Here is a 19481-nt window from a genome sequence, read left to right as displayed (position 1 = left end):
GGTGGGTGATGACGGGATCGAACCGCCGACCCTCTGCTTGTAAGGCAGATGCTCTCCCAGCTGAGCTAATCACCCTTCGTCTCGGTGTGGCGCGCATTCTACGGAGCGACCCTAGGTCTGGCAAGCACTTTCTTAAATCTTTTTTTTGAGGCCTTCCAATGGCTTAGGCAGGGTTGGCCTGGGGCGCTATCAAGAGAATAATGCCCCCCTTTGTATAAAGGAGAGACTCACCCCATGTGGTTCAAGAACCTGCTTATCTATCGCCTGACCCAAGATCTGCCTGTTGATGCCGAGGCGTTGGAAGCGGCCATGGCCACCAAACTGGCGCGCCCTTGTGCAAGCCAGGAGTTGACCACTTACGGTTTCGTCGCGCCTTTCGGTAAAGGTGAAGACGCTCCCCTGGTCCACGTCAGCGGTGACTTCCTGCTGATTGCCGCGCGCAAGGAAGAGCGCATCCTGCCGGGCAGCGTAGTGCGTGACGCACTTAAAGAGAAAGTCGAAGAGATCGAGGCCGAGCAGATGCGTAAGGTCTATAAGAAGGAACGCGATCAGATCAAGGATGAAATCATCCAGGCCTTCCTGCCACGCGCATTTATCCGTCGCTCGTCGACCTTCGCCGCTATCGCGCCGAAACAAGGCCTGATCCTGGTCAACTCGGCCAGCCCGAAACGCGCCGAAGACCTGCTTTCCACCCTGCGTGAAGTGATCGGCACCCTGCCAGTACGCCCACTCACCGTAAAAACCGCGCCAACCGCGATCATGACCGACTGGGTCACCACCCAGAAACCGGCCGATGACTTCTTCGTCCTGGACGAATGCGAGCTGCGTGACACTCACGAAGACGGCGGCATCGTGCGCTGCAAGCGTCAGGACCTGACTGGCGAAGAAATCCAGTTGCACCTGACCACCGGCAAAGTGGTGACCCAACTGTCCCTGGCCTGGCAGGACAAGCTGTCCTTCATGCTCGACGACAAGATGACCGTCAAGCGCCTGAAGTTCGAAGATCTGCTGCAAGATCAGGCGGAACAGGACGGCGGCGACGAGGCACTGGGTCAACTGGATGCGAGCTTCACCCTGATGATGCTGACCTTCGGTGAATTCCTGCCGGCGTTGATCGAAGCACTCGGCGGCGAAGAAACGCCACAGGGCATCTAAGCCGTTTGAAGATCAAAATGTGGGAGGGGGCTTGCCCCCGATTACGGTGTTTCAGCTACGCACATGTTGGCTGACATACCGCCATCGGGGGCAAGCCCCCTCCCACATTTGATCGCATTTGCACTTCAAGAATCTAACAACAAGGACACCCCCATGCGCGCACTCGCCGCCTTGAGCCGCTTCGTCGGCAATACCTTCGCCTACTGGGTGCTGATTTTCGCCGTGCTCGCCTTCCTCGAACCGAGCTGGTTCATCGGGCTGAAAAGCGCCATCGTCCCGCTGCTGGGTCTGGTGATGTTCGGCATGGGGCTGACCCTAAAACTCGAAGACTTCGCCGAAGTCGCACGCCACCCGTGGCGCGTGGCACTCGGCGTGGTTGCGCACTTTGTGATCATGCCGGGTGTGGCCTGGCTGCTGTGCCAGGCATTCCACCTGCCGCCGGAAATTGCCGTCGGCGTGATCCTGGTCGGTTGCTGCCCAAGTGGCACATCGTCCAACGTGATGACGTGGTTGGCCCGGGGCGACCTGGCGCTGTCCGTGGCCATCGCTGCTGTCACCACCCTCCTCGCCCCCCTGCTCACGCCAGCTTTGATCTGGCTGCTGGCCTCGGCCTGGCTGCCGGTATCGTTCATGGAGCTGTTCTGGTCGATCCTGCAAGTGGTGCTACTGCCGATCGTGCTTGGCGTGATCGCACAGCGCGTACTTGGCGAGCGGGTTCGCCACGCGGTGGACGTATTGCCACTGGTGTCGGTGGTGAGCATCGTGATCATCGTCGCGGCAGTGGTTGCCGCCAGCCAGGCGAAGATTGCCGAATCGGGCCTGCTGATCATGGCCGTGGTGATGCTGCACAACAGCTTCGGCTACTTGCTGGGCTACTTCACTGGGCGACTGTTCAAGCTGCCGTTGGCACAACGCAAGTCGCTGGCACTGGAAGTCGGCATGCAGAACTCTGGGCTGGGCGCCGCGTTGGCCAGTGCGCATTTCTCGCCACTGGCGGCAGTGCCGAGTGCACTGTTCAGCGTCTGGCACAATATTTCCGGGGCATTGCTGTCGACGTATTTCCGACGCATGAGCGAGAAGGAAGACCGTCGCATCCTGGAGAACACCCCGCAAACTTGATCGCCCGATCCGTTTTCGGCACTCTACGGGCTTCGCGGGGACGACCTCGCGACGCCAACGAGCGTTGAATCCGGGGACGACCCCGCCTGAAGAAGCGAGGTCATCATGTCCTGGATCATTCTGTTTTTTGCCGGGTTGTTTGAAGTCGGCTGGGCCGTCGGCCTGAAGTACACCGACGGTTTCAGCAAGCCACTGCCCACCGCCCTGACCATCACCGCCATGGCTATCAGCCTCGGCCTGCTGGGGCTGGCCATGAAGGAACTGCCACTGGGTACCGCCTACGCCATCTGGACCGGGGTGGGTGCGGTGGGCACCGTGATCGCCGGTATTATCCTGTTTGGGGAATCCATGGCGTTATTTCGGTTGGCCAGTGTGGCGCTGATCATTTGCGGGCTTATTGGCCTCAAGATCAGCACTTAGGCCGCTACCGCCATCAAGGGCTAGCCCCCTCCCCCATTTGACCGAGCTGTTCTGACGAGCGCGGTCTAATGGAGGAAGGGGCTTGCCCCCGATGAGGCCAATACATCCAGTACAGAACTACCTGACACTCCCCCGCAAAACACCAACCAACGCCTGCAACTGCTCAGGCGTCGCCGCCTCTGCATCGACAGGCTCGCCAGCTACCAACACTACCCGCGACCAGATCCGATGGAAAATCCCCTTGTTCGGATCGCGGCTGAAGAAACTTCCCCACAACCCCTGCAACGCCATCGGAATCACCGGTACCGGCGTCTCCTCCAAAATCCGCGTAACTCCACCACGAAACTCATTCATCTCGCCATCGGCGGTCAATTTGCCTTCCGGGAAGATACACACCAACTCGCCTTCCTTCAGGTACTGGGCAATTCGCGTGAAGGCCTTTTCGTAGATCTGAATATCTTCATTGCGTCCGGCAATCGGAATCGCACCAGCGGTGCGGAAGATGAAGTTGAGCACCGGCAAGCGGTAGATCTTGTAATACATGACAAAACGGATCGGACGACGCACCGAGCCGGCAATCAACAGCGCATCGACAAAGGACACGTGGTTGCACACCAGCAAGGCCGCGCCCTCATCAGGAATGGCCTCCAGGTTGCGGTGTTCCACGCGGTACATGGAATGGCTGAGCAGCCAGATCATGAAGCGCATGGTGAACTCAGGGACGATCTTGAAGATGTAGGTGTTGACCGCGATGTTGAGCAGCGACACCACCAGGAACAACTCAGGGATCGACAGCTTGACCACGCTCAGCAACAGGATCGAAACAATCGCCGACACCACCATGAACAGAGCATTGAGGATGTTGTTGGCAGCGATCACACGCGCGCGCTCGTTTTCGGCGGTTCGTGACTGGATCAGCGCATACAGCGGCACGATATAGAAGCCGCCAAACACGCCGAGGCCAAGGATATCGATCAACACCCACCAGGCCTGGCCGTAACTGAGCACCGCCAGCCAGTCATTGGCCTGCACGTTCTGCGGAAACCCGCCAGAGTGCCACCACAGCAACAGGCCGAACACCGTCAAGCCGAATGAACCGAACGGCACCAAGCCGATTTCGACCTTACGACCGGAGAGTTTTTCGCAAAGCATTGAGCCGAGGGCGATGCCCACCGAGAACACCGTGAGGATCAGGGTCACCACGGTTTCATCGCCGTACAACCATTCCTTGGCGTAGGCCGGGATCTGGGTCAGGTAGATCGCGCCGACAAACCAAAACCAGGAGTTGCCGACAATGGAGCGTGACACCGCCGGCGTCTGCCCCAGCCCCATGCGCAGGGTGGCCCAGGACTGGGTGAAAATATTCCAGTCCAGGCGCAGTTGCGGCGTAGACGCCGCTGCTCGTGGAATGCTGCGGCTGGCCAGGTAACCCAGCACCGCCACGCCGACAATCGCCACCGCCACGATCGGCGCGTAATGGGTGGACGACATCATGATCCCGGCACCAATGGTGCCGGCCAGGATCGCCAAAAACGTGCCCATTTCCACCAGGCCATTACCGCCCACCAGCTCATCTTCGTGCAGGGCCTGGGGCATGATCGAGTACTTCACAGGGCCGAAAAGCGCCGAGTGAGTGCCCATGGCAAACAGCGCCAGCAACATCAATTCCAGGTGGTTAGTCAGGAAGCCCGTGGCGCCCACGGCCATGATCACGATCTCGCCGATCTTGATCACGCGGATCAGTGCGTCCTTGTTGAATTTCTCGCCAAACTGCCCGGCCAGCGCCGAGAACAGGAAGAACGGCAGGATAAACAACAAGGCGCACAGGTTGACCCAGATCGAGCGGTCACCGTCGATGGTGAGTTTGTAGAGGATCGCCAGGATCAGCGATTGCTTGAAAATGTTGTCGTTGAAAGCGCCCAGCAACTGGGTGATGAAGAACGGCAGAAAACGCCGTGTGCGCAGCAAGGTGAATTGCGAAGGATGGCTCATCGTCGTCCGTGTTCCTGCGTGGCCTGAAGGCTTATAGGTTGTCAGGCCAAGACTTTACCTAATCCCGCTTACTTATTCGCTAGGCCTGCAATGCATGGCGAAACAAAAAGCTCACCTTTATAAGCGCCTTGCACGGTGCGCTTGGCCACGATCAACCACATCAGCGTCAATGCCATCACCAACACGCAACCAAATACACTGAAGAACCCCAGTTGCAACAGACTCGCCAGCTTTAACGTGGCCAGGGCGTACACGCCCAGCGGGAAGGTAAAGCCCCACCAGCCCAGATTGAAGGGAATGCCAGCGCGCAGGTAACGCAGGGTTATCAGTACAGCGATGAGCATCCACCACAAGCCGAAGCCCCACAGGGTGATACCAGCAACCAGGCCGAGACCATTGGCCATTTCACCCACGCCAGGCAAGCCATTGGCGGCAAAGATCGCTGGCGCATCGCCGCCCAGTAGCAACATGCCAAGGGCACCAGTGCCAATGGGGCCGAGCGCCAGCCAGCTCGACGCAGCCATGTTGGCGTGAGGCAGTTTATGCAGGGCCATGCGCAACATCAGGATGGTCAAAATGCTGAACGCCACCGGCAGGGAAAACGCCCACAACACGTAGCTGGTCACCAGCATTATCAGTTGCGAGTGAGCGTCCGCCAGGTGCGGTGCGAGCAGTCCACCGCTGGCTGCAGCGACTTCGGCCGCCACCACCGGCAGCAACCAGACAGCCGTCATCTGGTCGATGCTGTGTTCTTGACGGGTGAACATCATGAAGGGGATGAGCACACCGCAGGCCAGTGCCATCGCCACATCCAGCCACCACAGGGATTCGGCCAGCGGGATCACATCGCCACCCCAACGCGGCAGGCCAAACAGCAGCAAGCCATTGAGAATGGTCGCCAGGCCCATGGGAATAGTGCCGAAGAACATCGAGACAGTGGAGTGCCCGAAGATCCGCCGCGCCTCGTGGAAAAACATCAACCAACGCGCGGCATACAAGCCACTGAACAGGATGAACAGGCCGATGGTGAACCACCACAGCCCTTCGGCAATGGCATGCAAACCGGGCATATTTACCGGCAACTGCGCCAGGGCCAGCGCCAGTACGCCGGTGCCCATGGTCGCGGCGAACCAATTGGGCGTGAACTGGCGGATCACTTCCCGAGGACGGGCCAGGTGACTGAAAGGCTTGTAGCTGATGGTATTCGAGCAGGTCATGATGAAAATCCTCTTCCTCGCATGAGGTTGAGACCATCATAGAACCTGATCGAATATCTATATAACGGGTAATATCTCTAACTGTTATCTACTTTGCAGATATGCAGGCCGCCTTGGACTTTGCCGAATCCTGCAGCAGCAAAGCGACCAACGCCCCGAGGGCCAGCAGAATGAGGACTGCGCCGTAACCGTCGGTGGTGGCGATCAGGCCAAAGCTGCGAATCAGGTTGCCCGCCAGCAGCGAAGGCAAACAAAACGCCAAATAACTCAGCACATAGAATGCCGACATCAAGCCTGCGCGTTCATGGGGCAAGGCCAGCGGCACCACACTGCGCAATGCGCCGAGAAAGCCGGCGCCGAAGCCGCCACCGGCGATCAACGTGGCGATAAAAAACAGCGGCAGGCTGGCGCTGTGCACTGCCGTGAGGATCAGCGCCACCCCCACAGCCAACAGCGCAGCGCCCAGGCGCAGTACCTTACTGGCCGGTCGATTGCGCAGGGTGAAGATCACCAGCGCCCCGCTCAATGTCAGCACCGCCACCAAGCCACCACCGATAAGGTTCGACGTAGAGCCTGTCGCCGCCCGCACCAGCGACGGCGCCAGGGACAAGTAAAAGCCCCCCATTGCCCACACCGCCACGTCCACCGGCAGCGAAAGCCACAACGCTCGACGCGCCTGGGGCGGCACATGCAGCGTTGGGCGCAGCGATGCCACTGCACCGGGAATGCGATCAACGGTTTCCGGCAGGCGCCATACATAAAGCGCCTGCACCAGCATCAGCGCCAGCAGCGTCCAGTAGATCAACTGCGTCGGCAGCGGCGCGAACTCCACCAGCAAACTGCTGCCCATCGCCCCGCACGCCATACCCAGCAGAGGCGCAACACTGTTGACCAGCGGGCCCTGTTGACGGTCGGTGTCGAGCAATGCCGCGCCCAGCACCGCCGTGGCCATCCCGGTGGCAAACCCTTGCACGGTACGCGCGGCAATCAGCCAGGCCACGCTGCCCTCATTGATGAACAGCAGCATCGCCAGCATATTCAGGACCAACGCAGCAAAAATCACTGGCTTGCGTCCCAGGTGGTCCGACAGCGAGCCCACGGTCAACAGCGCCGCCAAGAGGCTCAAGGCGTAAACGCCAAAGATCAACGTGAGCATGCCTGCCGAAAAATGCAGCCCCTCCTGATACAGGTGATACAACGGTGTCGGCGCGCTGGAAGCCGCGAGAAACGTCAGCAACGTGATCGCCAGGAACACCAGGCTCGAACGATGAGAAATACGGCTGGACATAGGCACGCTCCACTAAAGCTAATATTTTGCTTTTGCGGAGTGTGCTACTGACCAACGCTTAAAGCAAATTCTTTGTGTTAAGGTCATAAACATGGCGATTAAAGAAGGCCTCCGCCCGGGGGGTCGTAGTGCCCGGGTACAAGAATCCGTTCATTCGGCCGTGCGTGAGCTGCTGAAAACCCAGGAGCGCTCCAGTGTCACCGTGCCGATGATTGCCACCCGCGCAGGCGTCACGCCCTCGACCATCTACCGGCGCTGGGGCGACCTTTCCATGCTTCTTGCCGATGTGGCGCTGGCGCGCATGCGGCCTGATAGCGAGCCGGCCAACACCGGGACCCTGCGCGGTGATCTGCAAGCCTGGGCCGAGCAATATCTGGATGAGATGAGTTCGGAACCGGGGCGAAACATGATGCGCGACGTGCAATGCAGCCTGACACCCGGGTATTGCGTGAGCATCTTGAGTGGGCAGCTTCAGGCGATTGTTGATCGTTATCCGGATGACAACCCGCCCAGCGTCGACCGCCTGATCAACTTGCTGGCGGCGCCGACGGTGTTTCGTATTCTGTTCTCAACCGAGCCACTGAAAGTTGAAGAACTGCACGCGCTGATCGAACTGGCACTGAAGGCCTGACACAAAACCAAATGTGAGAGGGGGCTTGCTCCCGATTGCGATGTGTCAGCTACAGATAAGCTGACTGACATAGCGCAATCGGGAGCAAGCCCCCTCCCACATTTTTTACGCGTTCGGGTCAGTACTCAGGTACGCATCCCACGCCCGCTCACCAGCAACTTCGCGCAACCGATATACAACACCACCGTCGCCACGATCATGAAAGTGATCGCCACACTGATCTTGATATCCGACACACCCAGGATGCCGTAACGGAACGCGTTGACCATATGCAGCACCGGGTTGGCCAGCGACACCGTCTGCCAGAACGGCGGCAGCAAAGTGATGGAGTAAAACACCCCGCCCAGGTAAGTCAGCGGCGTCAGCACAAAGGTCGGGATGATCGAAATATCATCGAAGTTGCGTGCGAATACGGCGTTGATGAAACCCAGCAGCGAGAAAATCGTCGCCGTCAGCACTACCACCAGAATGGTGACCCCGAGGTGATGCACTTGCAGGTGGGTGAAGAACAGCGACAGCAGCGTCACGATCACCCCGACCATCAAGCCACGCAACACACCGCCAGCGGTGTAGCCAAGCAGGATAGTGTGCGGCGACACCGGCGAGACCATCAGCTCTTCGATGGAGCGCTGGAATTTGCTGCCGAAAAAGCTTGAGACCACGTTGCCGTAGGAGTTGGTGATCACCGACATCATGATCAGGCCCGGCACGATGTACTCCATGTAAGTGAAGCCGCCCATATCACCGATCTGCCGGCCGATCAGGTTACCGAAGATCACAAAGTACAGAACCATGGTGATCGCCGGCGGCAGCAAGGTCTGCGGCCAGATTCGGGTAAAGCGCTTCACTTCGCGGTAAACGATGGTTTGCAGTGCGACGAGGTTGGGTTGCAGTTCGGAACTCATACCGCCACCTTCGTCAGATTTTTCTCCACCAGGGACACGAACAACTCCTCAAGGCGATTGGTTTTGTTACGCAGGCTCAGCACTTCGATGTTCTGGGTCGCCAGCTGCGTAAACAGCGCGGTGATGCCCATGGCTTTATCCACTTGGACTTCCAGGGTGTGGCTGTCCACCAGGCGGCTTGGGTAGCCAAGCAATTGCGGCGGCGCCGACAGATTGTTCTTCAGGTCGAGCAGGAAAGTCTCCACATGCAACTGGCCCAGCAGGTTACGCATGCTGGTGTTCTCGACGATGGTGCCGTGGTCGATGATGCCGATGTTGCGGCACAACTGTTCAGCCTCTTCCAGGTAATGGGTGGTGAGGATGATGGTGATGCCCTTCTCGTTCAGCTCGGTGAGGAAAGTCCACATCGAGCGACGCAGCTCAATGTCCACGCCGGCGGTGGGTTCATCGAGGATCAGCAGCCGCGGCTCATGCACCAGGGCGCGAGCAATCATCAGGCGACGTTTCATGCCGCCGGACAATGAACGGGACGGCACGTCGCGCTTGTCCCACAGGCCCAACTGGGTCAGGTACTGCTCGGCGCGTTCCTTGGCAACTTTCGCCGGGATGCCGTAGTAACCGGCTTGGGTCACGACGATGTCGAAGGTTTTTTCAAACTGGTTGAAGTTGAATTCCTGGGGCACCACGCCGATGGAACGCTTGAGCGCCGCCGGGGATTTGTCCAGGTCATGGCCGAAGATATTCACCGTGCCGCTGGTTTTGTTGACCAGGGTGGAGAGGATGCCGATGGTGGTGGATTTGCCGGCACCGTTGGGGCCGAGCAAGGCGAAGAAATCACCTTCGGCAACGTCCAGATCGATACCACTCAAGGCCTGGAAACCGTTGCCGTAGGTTTTGGTTAGCTGCCGGATGGACAGAGCGGAACTCATATCGGAATACGCACCAAAGAAGGGAATAGAAAGAGTAGATGAGCGCGCAGCGCACGTAGTTCAACGGCGGCGCATGACAAGCATGGTGCTTGGCTGCGCCGCACAAGTACAGTCACCTGTATTAATAGTCAGTATTAAGTCAACGCGGTCATGACCGCTTTGCGATAGGCCGGACGCTGTTGCAGACGCTGGTACCAGGCTTCCAGATGGGGCATTGCGGGGCGTTCGATGGGCATCTCGAACCAGGCATATGCAAAGCATCCCAAGGGGATATCGCCTATGCCGAACGCGTTGCCGGACAAGTAAGGCTGCTCGGCGAGGGCTTGATCGACTGTTTTGAGCGCATCGATACACGCCTGGCGCCCGGCGTTGATACTGTCCCAGTTCTGTTTTTCCGCCGGAGTACGCAGGACACCCCAGAACACCGCTTTGAAGGGCTCAGCCAGGGTGGAGGTTGTCCAGTCCATCCACTTCTCTGCGCTTGCTCGGGCTTGCGGGTCGCTCGGGTAAAATTCCGACGCATGCTTCGCGCATAAATAACGCACGATGGTGTTGGATTCCCACAACACAAAGTCACCGTCCTGAATCATCGGCACCCGCCCATTGGGGTTCAGTGCCCGATATTGCGGGGTGTCGACCACACCAAAAGCCCCGCCCGCATCAATTGCTTCATAGTCCAGGCCGAGCTCCTCGGCGCACCATAGTGCTTTCCTGACATTTGATGAATTTTTACGACCCCAGATCTTCAGCATGACCGCGCCTTATTGTTGATGAACATGGCTATGGACGCAGCAGCATACGCCGGTTCACCCGCGGCTTAAATCGCTCTGCATATCACCCAACAGGTTTGGCATGTCTGCGGCAAACAGGTGCGGGTAGCATTTCTGAATATGGGTGAAGAACAAATGCTCGGGTACATCAGCAAATTGCCCATGGTCCAACACATACTCCATCGAGCGTTGGCCCTGACGATTGAACGCGTGAAACACACTGTCGTTGAGCCCATCAAACTCCAGCGGCGGCACATCAAACACCGCGCACAATTGCTGATTGAACGCCGGCGTGGCTTTGACCCAGCCACCGTTCAGGTGCAGCTCGGTGTAACCGTGCATGGCGAACACATCACTCTTGAGCAACGCGAGCAGACGCGGCGTCGACAGGTGATTGCGCACATCCGCCAGGCCTATGCGCGCCGGGATACCACAGTGGCGCGCGCAGGCAGCGAGCAACGTGGCCTTGGGCACGCAGTAGCTCTCACGGGTAGCCAGGGCGTAGCTGGCATTCAAGGTGTCTGGGGCGCGGCTGAACGTGTAGGGGTTGTAGCGCACCGCCTCACGCACGGCGTAATAGAGACTGACTGCCTGGTCAGTTAAATCCGCGCGGGTTCCGCGATGTTTTTCCGCGAACTCCACCACCGCAGGGTGGTCACTATCGATGAAGCGGCTGGGACTCAGGTACGTTTCCATGAGTGTTATCTCCGAAGGAAGCCTGGAGTTTAACGACAGGTCTGCCATAGAGATAACGACGATTCGGCCAAATGTCGGCGCCTGTAGATCGGTGCTTTGCGTACAACTCGTTACACCCTGACTGCCGCGCTTTCTCGGATGCCGACTAAGCTCCTTGGTGGTTTCGCCCCTGGTTTCACGGAGGATTGAATATGCTGTTGTTGTGGATACTGGTTCTGGTGGTCGGCATTGCCTACCTGGCACACCGCCGCACCGCGCCCCTGCCCGCCTTGGGCGTGGTCGCCGTCTACCTGCTGGCGATGGGCGCCTGGAGCCATGCACCGGGCTGGCTGCTGCTGATCTTCTGGGTGCTGATCGCCGCCGTCGCAGCGCCGTTGCTGCTGCCCGACCTGCGTCGCCAATACTTCACCAAGCCGCTGTTCAGTTGGTTCCAGAAAGTCCTGCCGCCCATGTCCGAAACCGAGCGCGATGCCATCGACGCGGGCACCGTGTGGTGGGACGGCGAGCTGTTCAGCGGTCGCCCCGATTGGGAAAAGTTGCTTGCCTACCCCAAGGTCCAACTGACCGAAGAGGAACAGGCCTTTATCGACGGCCCAACCGAAGAACTCTGTGCCATGGTCAGCGACTGGGAAATCGGTCAGGCCATGGACCTGCCTCCAGCCGCCTGGGAGCACATCAAGACCCACGGTTTCTTCGCCCTGATCATTCCCAAGGAATATGGCGGCAAAGGCTTCTCCGCCTACGCCCACTCCCAGGTCGCAATGAAGCTTGCCACCCGCAGCGGCGACCTCGCCTCAACCGTGATGGTGCCCAACTCCCTCGGCCCGGCCGAGCTGCTGCTGCACTACGGTACCGACGAACAACGCAACCACTACCTGCCGCGCCTGGCTCGTGGCGATGACATTCCATGCTTCGCACTCACCGGCCCACTGGCAGGGTCCGATGCGGGCGCCATGCCCGACACGGGCGTGATCTGCAAAGGTGAATGGGAAGGCAAGGAAACCCTCGGTCTTCGCCTGAACTGGGAAAAACGCTACATCACCCTTGGGCCGGTCGCGACCTTGCTCGGGCTGGCCTTCAAGGCCCATGACCCGGACCACTTGCTGGGCGAAGAGGAAGACTTGGGCATCAGCCTGGCGTTGATTCCCACCGACACTCCTGGCGTGGAAATCGGCCGTCGTCACCTGCCCCTGGGCGCCGCGTTTATGAACGGCCCCAACTCTGGCAAAGATGTGTTTATCCCCCTGGAATTCCTCATCGGCGGCCAGGAAATGCTCGGCAAGGGCTGGATGATGCTGATGAACTGTCTGTCGGTGGGCCGTTCGATTTCCCTGCCAGCAGTCGGCACCGGCGCTGCCAAGTTCACCAGTCTGGTGACCGGCCAATACGCCCAGGTGCGCGAGCAGTTCAACGTACCGCTGTCGGCCTTCGAAGGTATCCAGGAAGCCCTGGCTCGCATCGGCGGCAACGCCTGGCTGATGGACAGCGCGCGCATGCTCACCGCCAATGCCGTCGACCTTGGGGAAAAGCCTTCGGTGCTGTCGGCGATTCTCAAGTACCACCTGACCGAACGGGGCCGCGAGTGCATCAGCCATGCCATGGATGTGCACGGCGGCAAGGGCATCATCATGGGCCCGAACAATTACCTGGGCCGTAGCTGGCAAGGCGCGCCGATCTTCATCACCGTGGAAGGCGCGAACATCCTCTCGCGCAACCTGATGATCTTTGGCCAGGGCGCCATCCGCTGCCATCCGTTCGTACTCAAGGAAATGGCCCTGGCCGGCCGCGAAGATCACGACCAGGCGTTAAAGGAATTCGACGGCCTGCTGATGCAGCATATCGGTTTTGCCGTGAGCAACGCCGCCAGCACCCTGGTACTGAACCTCTGTATTGGCCGCTTTGAGAAAGCGCCGGGCAACCGCTTGAGTCAGGGTTATTTCCGTGCGCTGAACCGCCAAGCTGCGGCGTTCGCCCTGCTAGCGGACTTGAGCATGATGCTGCTGGGTGGCGAATTGAAACGCCGCGAACGCCTGTCGGCACGCCTGGGGGATGTACTGAGCCATATGTACCTGGCCTCGGCGGCGCTCAAGCGTTATCACGACCTGGATTCACCGGACCACCTGGAACCGCTGTTCGCCTGGGCCATGGAAGAAAGCCTCGGCGAGTCGGAACGCGCGCTGGATGAGTTGCTGAGCAACTTCCCAAACAAGGTGCTCGGATGCCTCTTGCGGGTGATCGTATTCCCGTTCGGCCGTCGCCACACGGGGCCGTCCGATGCACTGGATGCCGAAGTGGCCGCAGTGATAGGCCGCGCTAAAGGCGATCCAACCCTGGAAGAATTGCTGGCCGGCTGCTATCGCCCGCAATCGGCGGACGATCCGGTAGGCGCCCTTCAACATGCCTACGACCTGCTGGGTGCCAGCCATCCGCTGCAGAAAAAACTCCACACTGCGCTCAAAAGCGGCCAGGTCAAACCGAGCGCCGGCGAGCATGCCATTGACGCAGCACTGCACGCCGGGGTGCTGCAACCGGCCGAAGCACAGACTCTGCGTGACGCCGAGGCAGCACGACGCAAGGTGATCGATGTGGATGATTTCAGTAAGGAAGAGTTGACCCAGGCTGAGGGTAAAGTCCGCTGAGTCGAGCGGTCATATAAATACGGGCGCAAGGGCTATATACTCTCGCGCCCGTTTTTGCTTTAGAGGACTTATCTCGTGTCCAACGTCGTTGCCGATCATCTCGTCTTGCTCGACCACCTGCGCAGCATCCTGGTTGCCGTCGGCGAAGCCGAACAGGTGCCCGAGGAAAGCCACACCCTGTTCCTGGAGCGCTTCGACGAATTGCGCGCGCTGCTGCCCATCGACCCGATCGAAAGCCAGTACCTGGGGCAGGACTTGATGAGCCAGGTCATCCTGCGCTACCCGCAAATTGCCCACCTCGTACCACGCGATCTGCTGTGGTTCTTCGGCGGCGACTGCCTGCACTTCATGCCAGACGAAGAACTGGACCTTTACCAGGCCTTGGAAGAACGTCGCTTTGAGGCCGAACAGAACGACGAACCGTTCGACTGGAACCAGGAAAAACAGTTGCTGGCCATGCCCCAGGATCAGAGCAAGCACTGATCAGCCAACCACACCAGAGGGCCGACGCAACGTCGGCTCCTTCGCCATACACTCCACCAAATGATCAATGAACACCCGCAGCTTAGGCGGCAGGTAGCGCGTGGGCGAATGCAGCAACCACGCCTCGCCATGGTAGGACGCAATAAAATCCCACCCCGGCAGCACCTGCACCAACCGCCCCTCCTCCAATGCATGACGCGCTGTAAAGTACGGCAAGCTGCCAATCCCCACATGCTGCAGCACCGCATCCAGCCGCACGCCGGTGTGGTTAGCGGCATAACGCCCACGCACGCTGACGGTCACCGCCCTACCACCCTGGCGAAACTTCCAGCGCGAGTCGCCCGGGGTTTCGCCAAGGTAGATACAGCTGTGCTCCAACAAGTCGTGGGGATGCTCCGGTGTACCGTACTCGGCCAAATACTGCGGCGTGGCACACAACAAATGTTCAATCGGCAATAGCTGGCGCCCCACCAGGCCCGGCGGCGGGCTGTCGGTGATGCGAATGCTCAGATCAACATTGTCATCGATCATGTCCACCTGCCGGTCTTCCAGTATCAATTGCACATCCACCTTGGGATATCGCCGCAGGAACTCGGGCATATGCGGATGCACCACAAACCGCCCGACCGCCTTGGGCACACTGACACGCACCAGGCCCTCAGCCTCATGGGTGAATTGACCGCTGATTTCCATCACCGAGCGCGCAGCGCTGACCATCTCCTGGCAGCGCTTGAATACCTCTTCACCCCCGTCGCTCAGGCGCAGTTTTCGCGTGGTACGTTGCAGTAACCGGGTAGCCAGGGCTTTTTCCAGGCGCGAAATACTGCGACTCACCGCCGACGGCGAGACACTGAGTTGCCGTGCCGCTTCGGAGAAGCTGCCGGTCTCTACCACCTTGACGAAAATCGCCATTTCACCCAGCAGCGGTAACGGAAGATTGATGCTCATGACGCACAGGTCCATTGATAATTGAGCGGATTATCACCTAATCCGACAGCATTTATACTGCCCGCAGAACCCTGATGCGGATGTAGAAAATGACCGAGCGCCTGTTTTTCACCCATGACCACCTCACCGCAGAGCTTGAAGTGCTGGGTTGCACGCCCTTTGAGGACCAGTTTGCGGTCATTTTGCAGTCGACGATTTTTCATCCCCAAGGCGGCGGCCAGCCGTCCGACACCGGTTGGCTGGGTGAAGTCCGGGTACTGCGCGTCACTCAGGAGGTTGATGGCGTGGTGCACTATCTCAACCAACCTGTGCCACTGGGCGCCATCAATGCGCGGGTCGATGAATCACGCCGCGCCCTGCACACGCGCCTGCATTCCGCCGGGCATTTGATCGGCAACGCCGGCGAAACCCTGGGCTGGATGCCAATCAAGGCCCACCACTGGCCGGGCGAAGGCAAGATCACCTTTATCCGTGGCGAAACCGCGCAAGCCATCGACGCCGAAACCCTCCAGCAGCAGATCAACCAATGGATCGCCGCAGACTACCCACGCCATATGACCCTGGACGAAGGCATCCGCGAAGTAGGTTTCGGTGAGTTGCCCACGTACGCTTGCGGTGGCACCCATGTGCAAACACTGGGCGAGCTGGGTGAGGTGACGATCCTTGCCTTGTCGGAAAAAAAGGGCGCGCTGTCGGTACGTTACAGCCTTGACTAAACCGCAATCGCTCTCGTCGAGCACCATGAGCTGCGCGGCCTCTAAAACGCAGGTCACGACGTTGCGAAATAAACATTCAAGGGGGCTATCGAGTTTTTAGATAAGCCTTCTTACGTCCTCCCCGGCACACCTTTGCAGTGTTAGTGTGTGGAAATGTTTCTGACACATTGATCAGAAATCTCCTACTTTCCCTTTGCAAAGGAATGCCTTTAGCCATGCACTTCCCTCTCAAACATTTGGCGGCTGCGACCCTGTTCGCGGCGAGCCTTTCGGTGATGAGCACTCCCGCCTTTGCCAATATCACCCCGCAGCAAAGCACGGCAATTCTGAAGAGCTTCAACGAAACTTCGGTCACTGACTTTCGTGGTTTCCTCAGCACACTAGCCAAGGGAGACCTGGGCAAAACGGCGGATGTAGGCCCTGCAATCAGCGTCTTCCTCGACAACCAGACCCTGACCGCCGACCAGCAGAACGAGATCCATCGCTTGCTGGGTATTTACACCCGAGTTAAATACGGAAAAGCCGCCCTAGAAACTCTACGCGAACTGGTGGAAATCCCAACCTTCAACGTAGACGGTGTTCCGCAATACAAGAATCCAGAATTCACCCGGATTGCCGACAAGCTACAGGCCCTGGCCAAGACCTTTGACCTGAACTTCCGTAACGTCGACAACCGCGTGTACGAAATTTCCCTGACAGGCAGCGGCGACGAAGTGGTGGGCATCCACGCCCACGCCGACGTGGTGCCGGTAACCCCGGAAAACTGGGTACTGAAAGACGGCACCAAGCTTGATCCGTTCAAGGTCACGCTGATCGGCGACCGCATGTATGGCCGTGGTACCGAGGATGATAAAAACGGCATCGTGGTGGCTATGTATGCCATGAAAGTGATCAAGGAAGAAAAGCTGCCGCTGGCGCGCAATTTCAAACTGCTGGTGGATACCACCGAGGAGACCTCCGGAGACGCGATCCCTTACTACTTCGAACGCAACCCGACACCGCAATACAACCTTGCGCTGGATGGCGGCTATCCGGTGGTGATTGCCGAAAAAGGTTACGGCACCGTCATGGCCACCTTCCCCCGCCGCAAAGGGGAAGGCAAAGGCGCAGAAATCATCGCAATGACCGGCGGCATGGCCACCAACCAGATTCCATCGGCGTCGGTGGCCACGTTTATCAGCGACAACCCTAAGGAATTAGCAGCCAGCCTCCAAAAGGCCGGCACGGAATACGTCAAGCGCAACGGCGGCGATTTTGAGGTGAGCGCCAAGGTCAACGGCAAGGACGTCAAGCTGACTGTCACCGGCGTGTCGGCGCACTCCTCCGAGCCGGAGTCCGGCATCAACCCGGTCGCGCGCATGCTGGAGCTGATTCACAGCGTCGACGGCAAGATCGCTCTCAAGCACAACCACATCACCGACGCTGCGCGGTATGCGTCCGACAATTGGGGCCTGGATTACTTGGGTGGCAAATTGGGCGTGGGTTTTGCGGATGATTTCATGGGCCCGCTGACCACCTCACCGACCTTTGTCGGGCTGGATGAAAAGGCTTTCAAGCTGGCAGTCAACCTCCGGGTGCCGAAGGGTAAATCCCCGGAGCAGCTCAAGGCCGAGATCGCCGAAAAGTTGAGCGCCTGGGACAAGAACACCAAGGTCAACGTGGACTTCACCTACTCGGTGGCCGAGCCGATGTTCCGCAACCCGGAAGGTGAATGGGTGAAGGCCTTACTCGCGGTAGCCAGCGAAAACCTGGGCATGGAACACAAGTTCGGCACCTCGGCTGGAGCGACCTCCGTGCACGAGTTGCCCAACGGTGTGCAATTTGGCCTGGCGCGACCGGAAGTGAAGTACACCGGGCATACCGACAATGAGTTCAAGACGGTCGACCAGTTCTTGCTGGATCTGCAGATCGTCACCGAAATGATGGGGCGTATCGGACAGCTGCCCAAGCTCTGATTGCGATTGAAGCGCTCCCCAACAACAAACGCCGATCATTGCTGATCGGCGTTTTTGTGTGCGGCGCAGGGGTTAACGCGTCAACCCGCCGCGCCCAGGAACGGCAGCGCCAGATACAACTTGATCACCACCGCATTGGTGATATCGATAAAGAATGCGCCCACCATCGGCACCACCAGAAACGCAATCTGTGACGGCCCGAAGCGTTGCGTCACCGCCTGCATGTTGGCAATCGCCGTCGGCGTAGCACCGAGCCCGAACCCGCAGTGCCCTGCGGCCAGCACTGCCGCATCGTAATTGCTGCCCATGACCCGGAACGTGATGAAAATCGCAAACAGCGCCATCAGTAACGCCTGCGCGGCCAGCAGGATGACAATCGGCAAGGCGAGTGCTGCCAGGTCCCACAGCTTGAGCGACATCAAGGCAATAGCCAAGAACAACGACAGACTGACATTGCCCAGCACCGACACCTCGCGCTCGAACACCTGATGCCAGCCCAGCGCCGACAAGCCGTTACGCAGCACGACGCCGACAAACAGCACACAGACGAAAGTGGGCAACTCCAGTGCTGTGCCTTGAAGGAAGCCGTTGAGGTAGGTGCCGACCTGGAGGCTGATCGCAAGCAACGCGAGGGTTTCGATGAATGAGAACGGGGTAATCAAACGCTCCCTGTTCGGTTGCTCGAAGCCCTTGGGCAGGCGTGGCTGCACCTGCTCGATACCAGGCACCTGGACCCGCTTGATCAGCAAGCGGGCAACCGGACCTCCAATCAAGCCCCCGAGCACCAAGCCGAAGGTTGCGGAGGCGATCGCCAATTCTGACGCGGAGGCCACGCCATACTTCTCGCTGAACACAGTCCCCCAGGCGGCACCCGTACCGTGTCCGCCTGACAGCGTCACCGAGCCGGCGAGCAAGCCCATCAGCGGGTCGAGTCCCAAGGCCTTGGCCAATGCGATGCCCATGGCGTTTTGCACCACCAGCAGTGTGGTCACGACCAACAGAAAGATCGCCAGGATTCGACCGCCTTTCTTCAAACTGGCGAAATCCGCGTTCAGTCCAATAGTGGCGAAAAATGCCAGCATCAACGGGGTTTGCAACGAAGGGTCGAAGCGCACCTCAATATCGGCCAGCCCCCGCAACGCCAAAAGCACTAAAGCGACCACCAGGCCGCCGGCTACCGGCGCGGGAATATTGTAGGCGCGTAAAAAGCCTATGCGGGCAACCAGCCAGCGGCCAAGCAAAAGCACAAGGGACGCGGCGACCAGGGTTGAATAGAAGTCCAGCTGTAACATCCGGGCAGCTCTCTGAGGTGAACAAGGAAAATAGGCACGCCAGAGTAGAGACAGCGGGACCAATTCGCATCAACCTCACTGAAAGTACAGACTATTCCTACAAGACCCACCACATCAGCGGCGCAGCAGATGGCTTTACCAGGAAAAGCACATCTGGAACCTGTAAGAATGAAAAAAGAGGCCGAAGCCCCTTTACGTAAATCGCAGGCAAAAAAAAGCCACTCGCTTGAGTGGCTTTTTTCTTGAATATGGAGCGGGAAACGAGACTCGAACTCGCGACCCCGACCTTGGCAAGGTCGTGCTCTACCAACTGAGCTATTCCCGCA

Annotated in this window: 17 protein-coding genes and 2 tRNA genes; 8 read left to right on the top strand and 11 right to left on the bottom strand. The window is 59.0% G+C overall.

Translation table 11 applies throughout. The features are described from left to right. Positions 1-2: 2 nt before the first annotated feature. Positions 3-75: transfer RNA gene (locus ACEN2T_RS29310), tRNA-Val, on the bottom strand. A gap of 159 nt (positions 76-234) precedes the next feature. Here ACEN2T_RS29310 and rdgC point away from each other — a divergent pair. The 3 genes from rdgC (at position 235) to sugE (ending at position 2694) form a co-directional block, all read left to right on the top strand. Further along, the gene (rdgC, locus tag ACEN2T_RS29305) at positions 235-1155 is read left to right on the top strand and encodes a recombination-associated protein RdgC (RefSeq protein WP_010567523.1); all 921 of its coding nucleotides are present in this window, start codon (positions 235-237) and stop codon (positions 1153-1155) included. Positions 1156-1308: 153 nt separating this feature from the next. After that, entirely contained in the window at positions 1309-2274 is a 966-nt protein-coding gene (locus ACEN2T_RS29300; RefSeq protein WP_032885981.1) for a bile acid:sodium symporter family protein, read from the top strand. 105 nt (positions 2275-2379) lie between these two features. After that, positions 2380-2694: a quaternary ammonium compound efflux SMR transporter SugE gene (gene sugE / locus ACEN2T_RS29295; RefSeq protein WP_095184284.1), complete on the top strand. Its 315-nt coding sequence runs from the start codon at positions 2380-2382 to the stop codon at positions 2692-2694. Positions 2695-2811: 117 nt separating this feature from the next. On the opposite strand, the gene ACEN2T_RS29290 is transcribed toward sugE, so the two are convergent. The 3 genes from ACEN2T_RS29290 to ACEN2T_RS29280 all read right to left on the bottom strand — a co-directional run bounded on the left by ACEN2T_RS29290 (position 2812) and on the right by ACEN2T_RS29280 (position 7191). Then, positions 2812-4686: an MFS transporter gene (locus tag ACEN2T_RS29290; protein ID WP_442117948.1), complete on the bottom strand. Its 1875-nt coding sequence runs from the start codon at positions 4684-4686 to the stop codon at positions 2812-2814. Between the two features lie 68 nt (positions 4687-4754). Continuing rightward, complete coding sequence (locus ACEN2T_RS29285) at positions 4755-5903, bottom strand: TDT family transporter (protein WP_099601091.1); 1149 nt, start codon at positions 5901-5903, stop codon at positions 4755-4757. Positions 5904-5991: 88 nt separating this feature from the next. Then, positions 5992-7191 (bottom strand): MFS transporter, encoded by a 1200-nt coding sequence (locus ACEN2T_RS29280; protein WP_099601090.1) that lies wholly within the window; start codon positions 7189-7191, stop codon positions 5992-5994. A gap of 91 nt (positions 7192-7282) precedes the next feature. Here ACEN2T_RS29280 and ACEN2T_RS29275 point away from each other — a divergent pair, with 91 nt between their 5' ends. Then, entirely contained in the window at positions 7283-7822 is a 540-nt protein-coding gene (locus tag ACEN2T_RS29275; protein WP_095184280.1) for a TetR/AcrR family transcriptional regulator, read from the top strand. Positions 7823-7947: 125 nt separating this feature from the next. On the opposite strand, the gene ACEN2T_RS29270 is transcribed toward ACEN2T_RS29275, so the two are convergent. The 4 genes from ACEN2T_RS29270 to ACEN2T_RS29255 all read right to left on the bottom strand — a co-directional run bounded on the left by ACEN2T_RS29270 (position 7948) and on the right by ACEN2T_RS29255 (position 11122). Continuing rightward, entirely contained in the window at positions 7948-8727 is a 780-nt protein-coding gene (locus ACEN2T_RS29270) for an ABC transporter permease (RefSeq protein WP_032889243.1), read from the bottom strand. Then, on the bottom strand, positions 8724-9656 hold the full coding sequence (locus ACEN2T_RS29265) for an ABC transporter ATP-binding protein (protein ID WP_095184279.1): 933 nt from the start codon (positions 9654-9656) through the stop codon (positions 8724-8726). Before ACEN2T_RS29265 ends, ACEN2T_RS29270 begins: the two co-directional genes overlap by 4 nt. Positions 9657-9790: 134 nt before the next feature. Continuing rightward, complete coding sequence (locus tag ACEN2T_RS29260) at positions 9791-10408, bottom strand: glutathione S-transferase family protein (RefSeq protein WP_032889239.1); 618 nt, start codon at positions 10406-10408, stop codon at positions 9791-9793. 54 nt (positions 10409-10462) lie between these two features. After that, entirely contained in the window at positions 10463-11122 is a 660-nt protein-coding gene (locus tag ACEN2T_RS29255; RefSeq protein WP_442117947.1) for a transglutaminase-like domain-containing protein, read from the bottom strand. Between the two features lie 191 nt (positions 11123-11313). Here ACEN2T_RS29255 and ACEN2T_RS29250 point away from each other — a divergent pair, with 191 nt between their 5' ends. Continuing rightward, entirely contained in the window at positions 11314-13761 is a 2448-nt protein-coding gene (locus tag ACEN2T_RS29250; protein ID WP_442117946.1) for an acyl-CoA dehydrogenase, read from the top strand. Positions 13762-13836: 75 nt separating this feature from the next. Then, positions 13837-14244 carry a PA2817 family protein gene (locus ACEN2T_RS29245; protein WP_010567536.1) on the top strand — a complete coding sequence of 136 codons (408 nt, stop codon included), beginning with the start codon at positions 13837-13839 and terminating at the stop codon, positions 14242-14244. On the opposite strand, the gene ACEN2T_RS29240 is transcribed toward ACEN2T_RS29245, so the two are convergent. Continuing rightward, a complete protein-coding gene (locus tag ACEN2T_RS29240; RefSeq protein WP_442117945.1) occupies positions 14245-15192 on the bottom strand; it encodes a LysR family transcriptional regulator in 948 nt (315 codons plus the stop codon). Between the two features lie 89 nt (positions 15193-15281). On the opposite strand from ACEN2T_RS29240, the gene ACEN2T_RS29235 reads away from it, so the two are divergent. Then, positions 15282-15908 (top strand): alanyl-tRNA editing protein, encoded by a 627-nt coding sequence (locus ACEN2T_RS29235; RefSeq protein ID WP_442117944.1) that lies wholly within the window; start codon positions 15282-15284, stop codon positions 15906-15908. Between the two features lie 215 nt (positions 15909-16123). Further along, positions 16124-17863, top strand: a complete 1740-nt coding sequence (locus ACEN2T_RS29230) for a dipeptidase (protein WP_442117943.1) — start codon at positions 16124-16126, stop codon at positions 17861-17863. Between the two features lie 80 nt (positions 17864-17943). Here ACEN2T_RS29230 and gltS read toward each other — a convergent pair whose 3' ends face one another. Together gltS and ACEN2T_RS29220 are read right to left on the bottom strand one after the other, a co-directional pair. Then, on the bottom strand, positions 17944-19155 hold the full coding sequence (gene gltS / locus ACEN2T_RS29225; protein ID WP_095184274.1) for a sodium/glutamate symporter: 1212 nt from the start codon (positions 19153-19155) through the stop codon (positions 17944-17946). Positions 19156-19404: 249 nt separating this feature from the next. Then, positions 19405-19480: transfer RNA gene (locus tag ACEN2T_RS29220), tRNA-Gly, on the bottom strand. Between the last annotated feature and the right edge of the window lies 1 nt (position 19481).

Origin of the sequence: Pseudomonas sp. W22_MBD1_FP4 (genome assembly GCF_052113765.1) — a bacterium.
In the GTDB taxonomy this organism is placed as follows: Bacteria; Pseudomonadota; Gammaproteobacteria; order Pseudomonadales; family Pseudomonadaceae; genus Aquipseudomonas; species Aquipseudomonas sivasensis.
The sequence above is the reverse complement of the archived record's forward strand: the minus strand, read 5'-3'. Positions and strand labels throughout refer to the sequence as shown.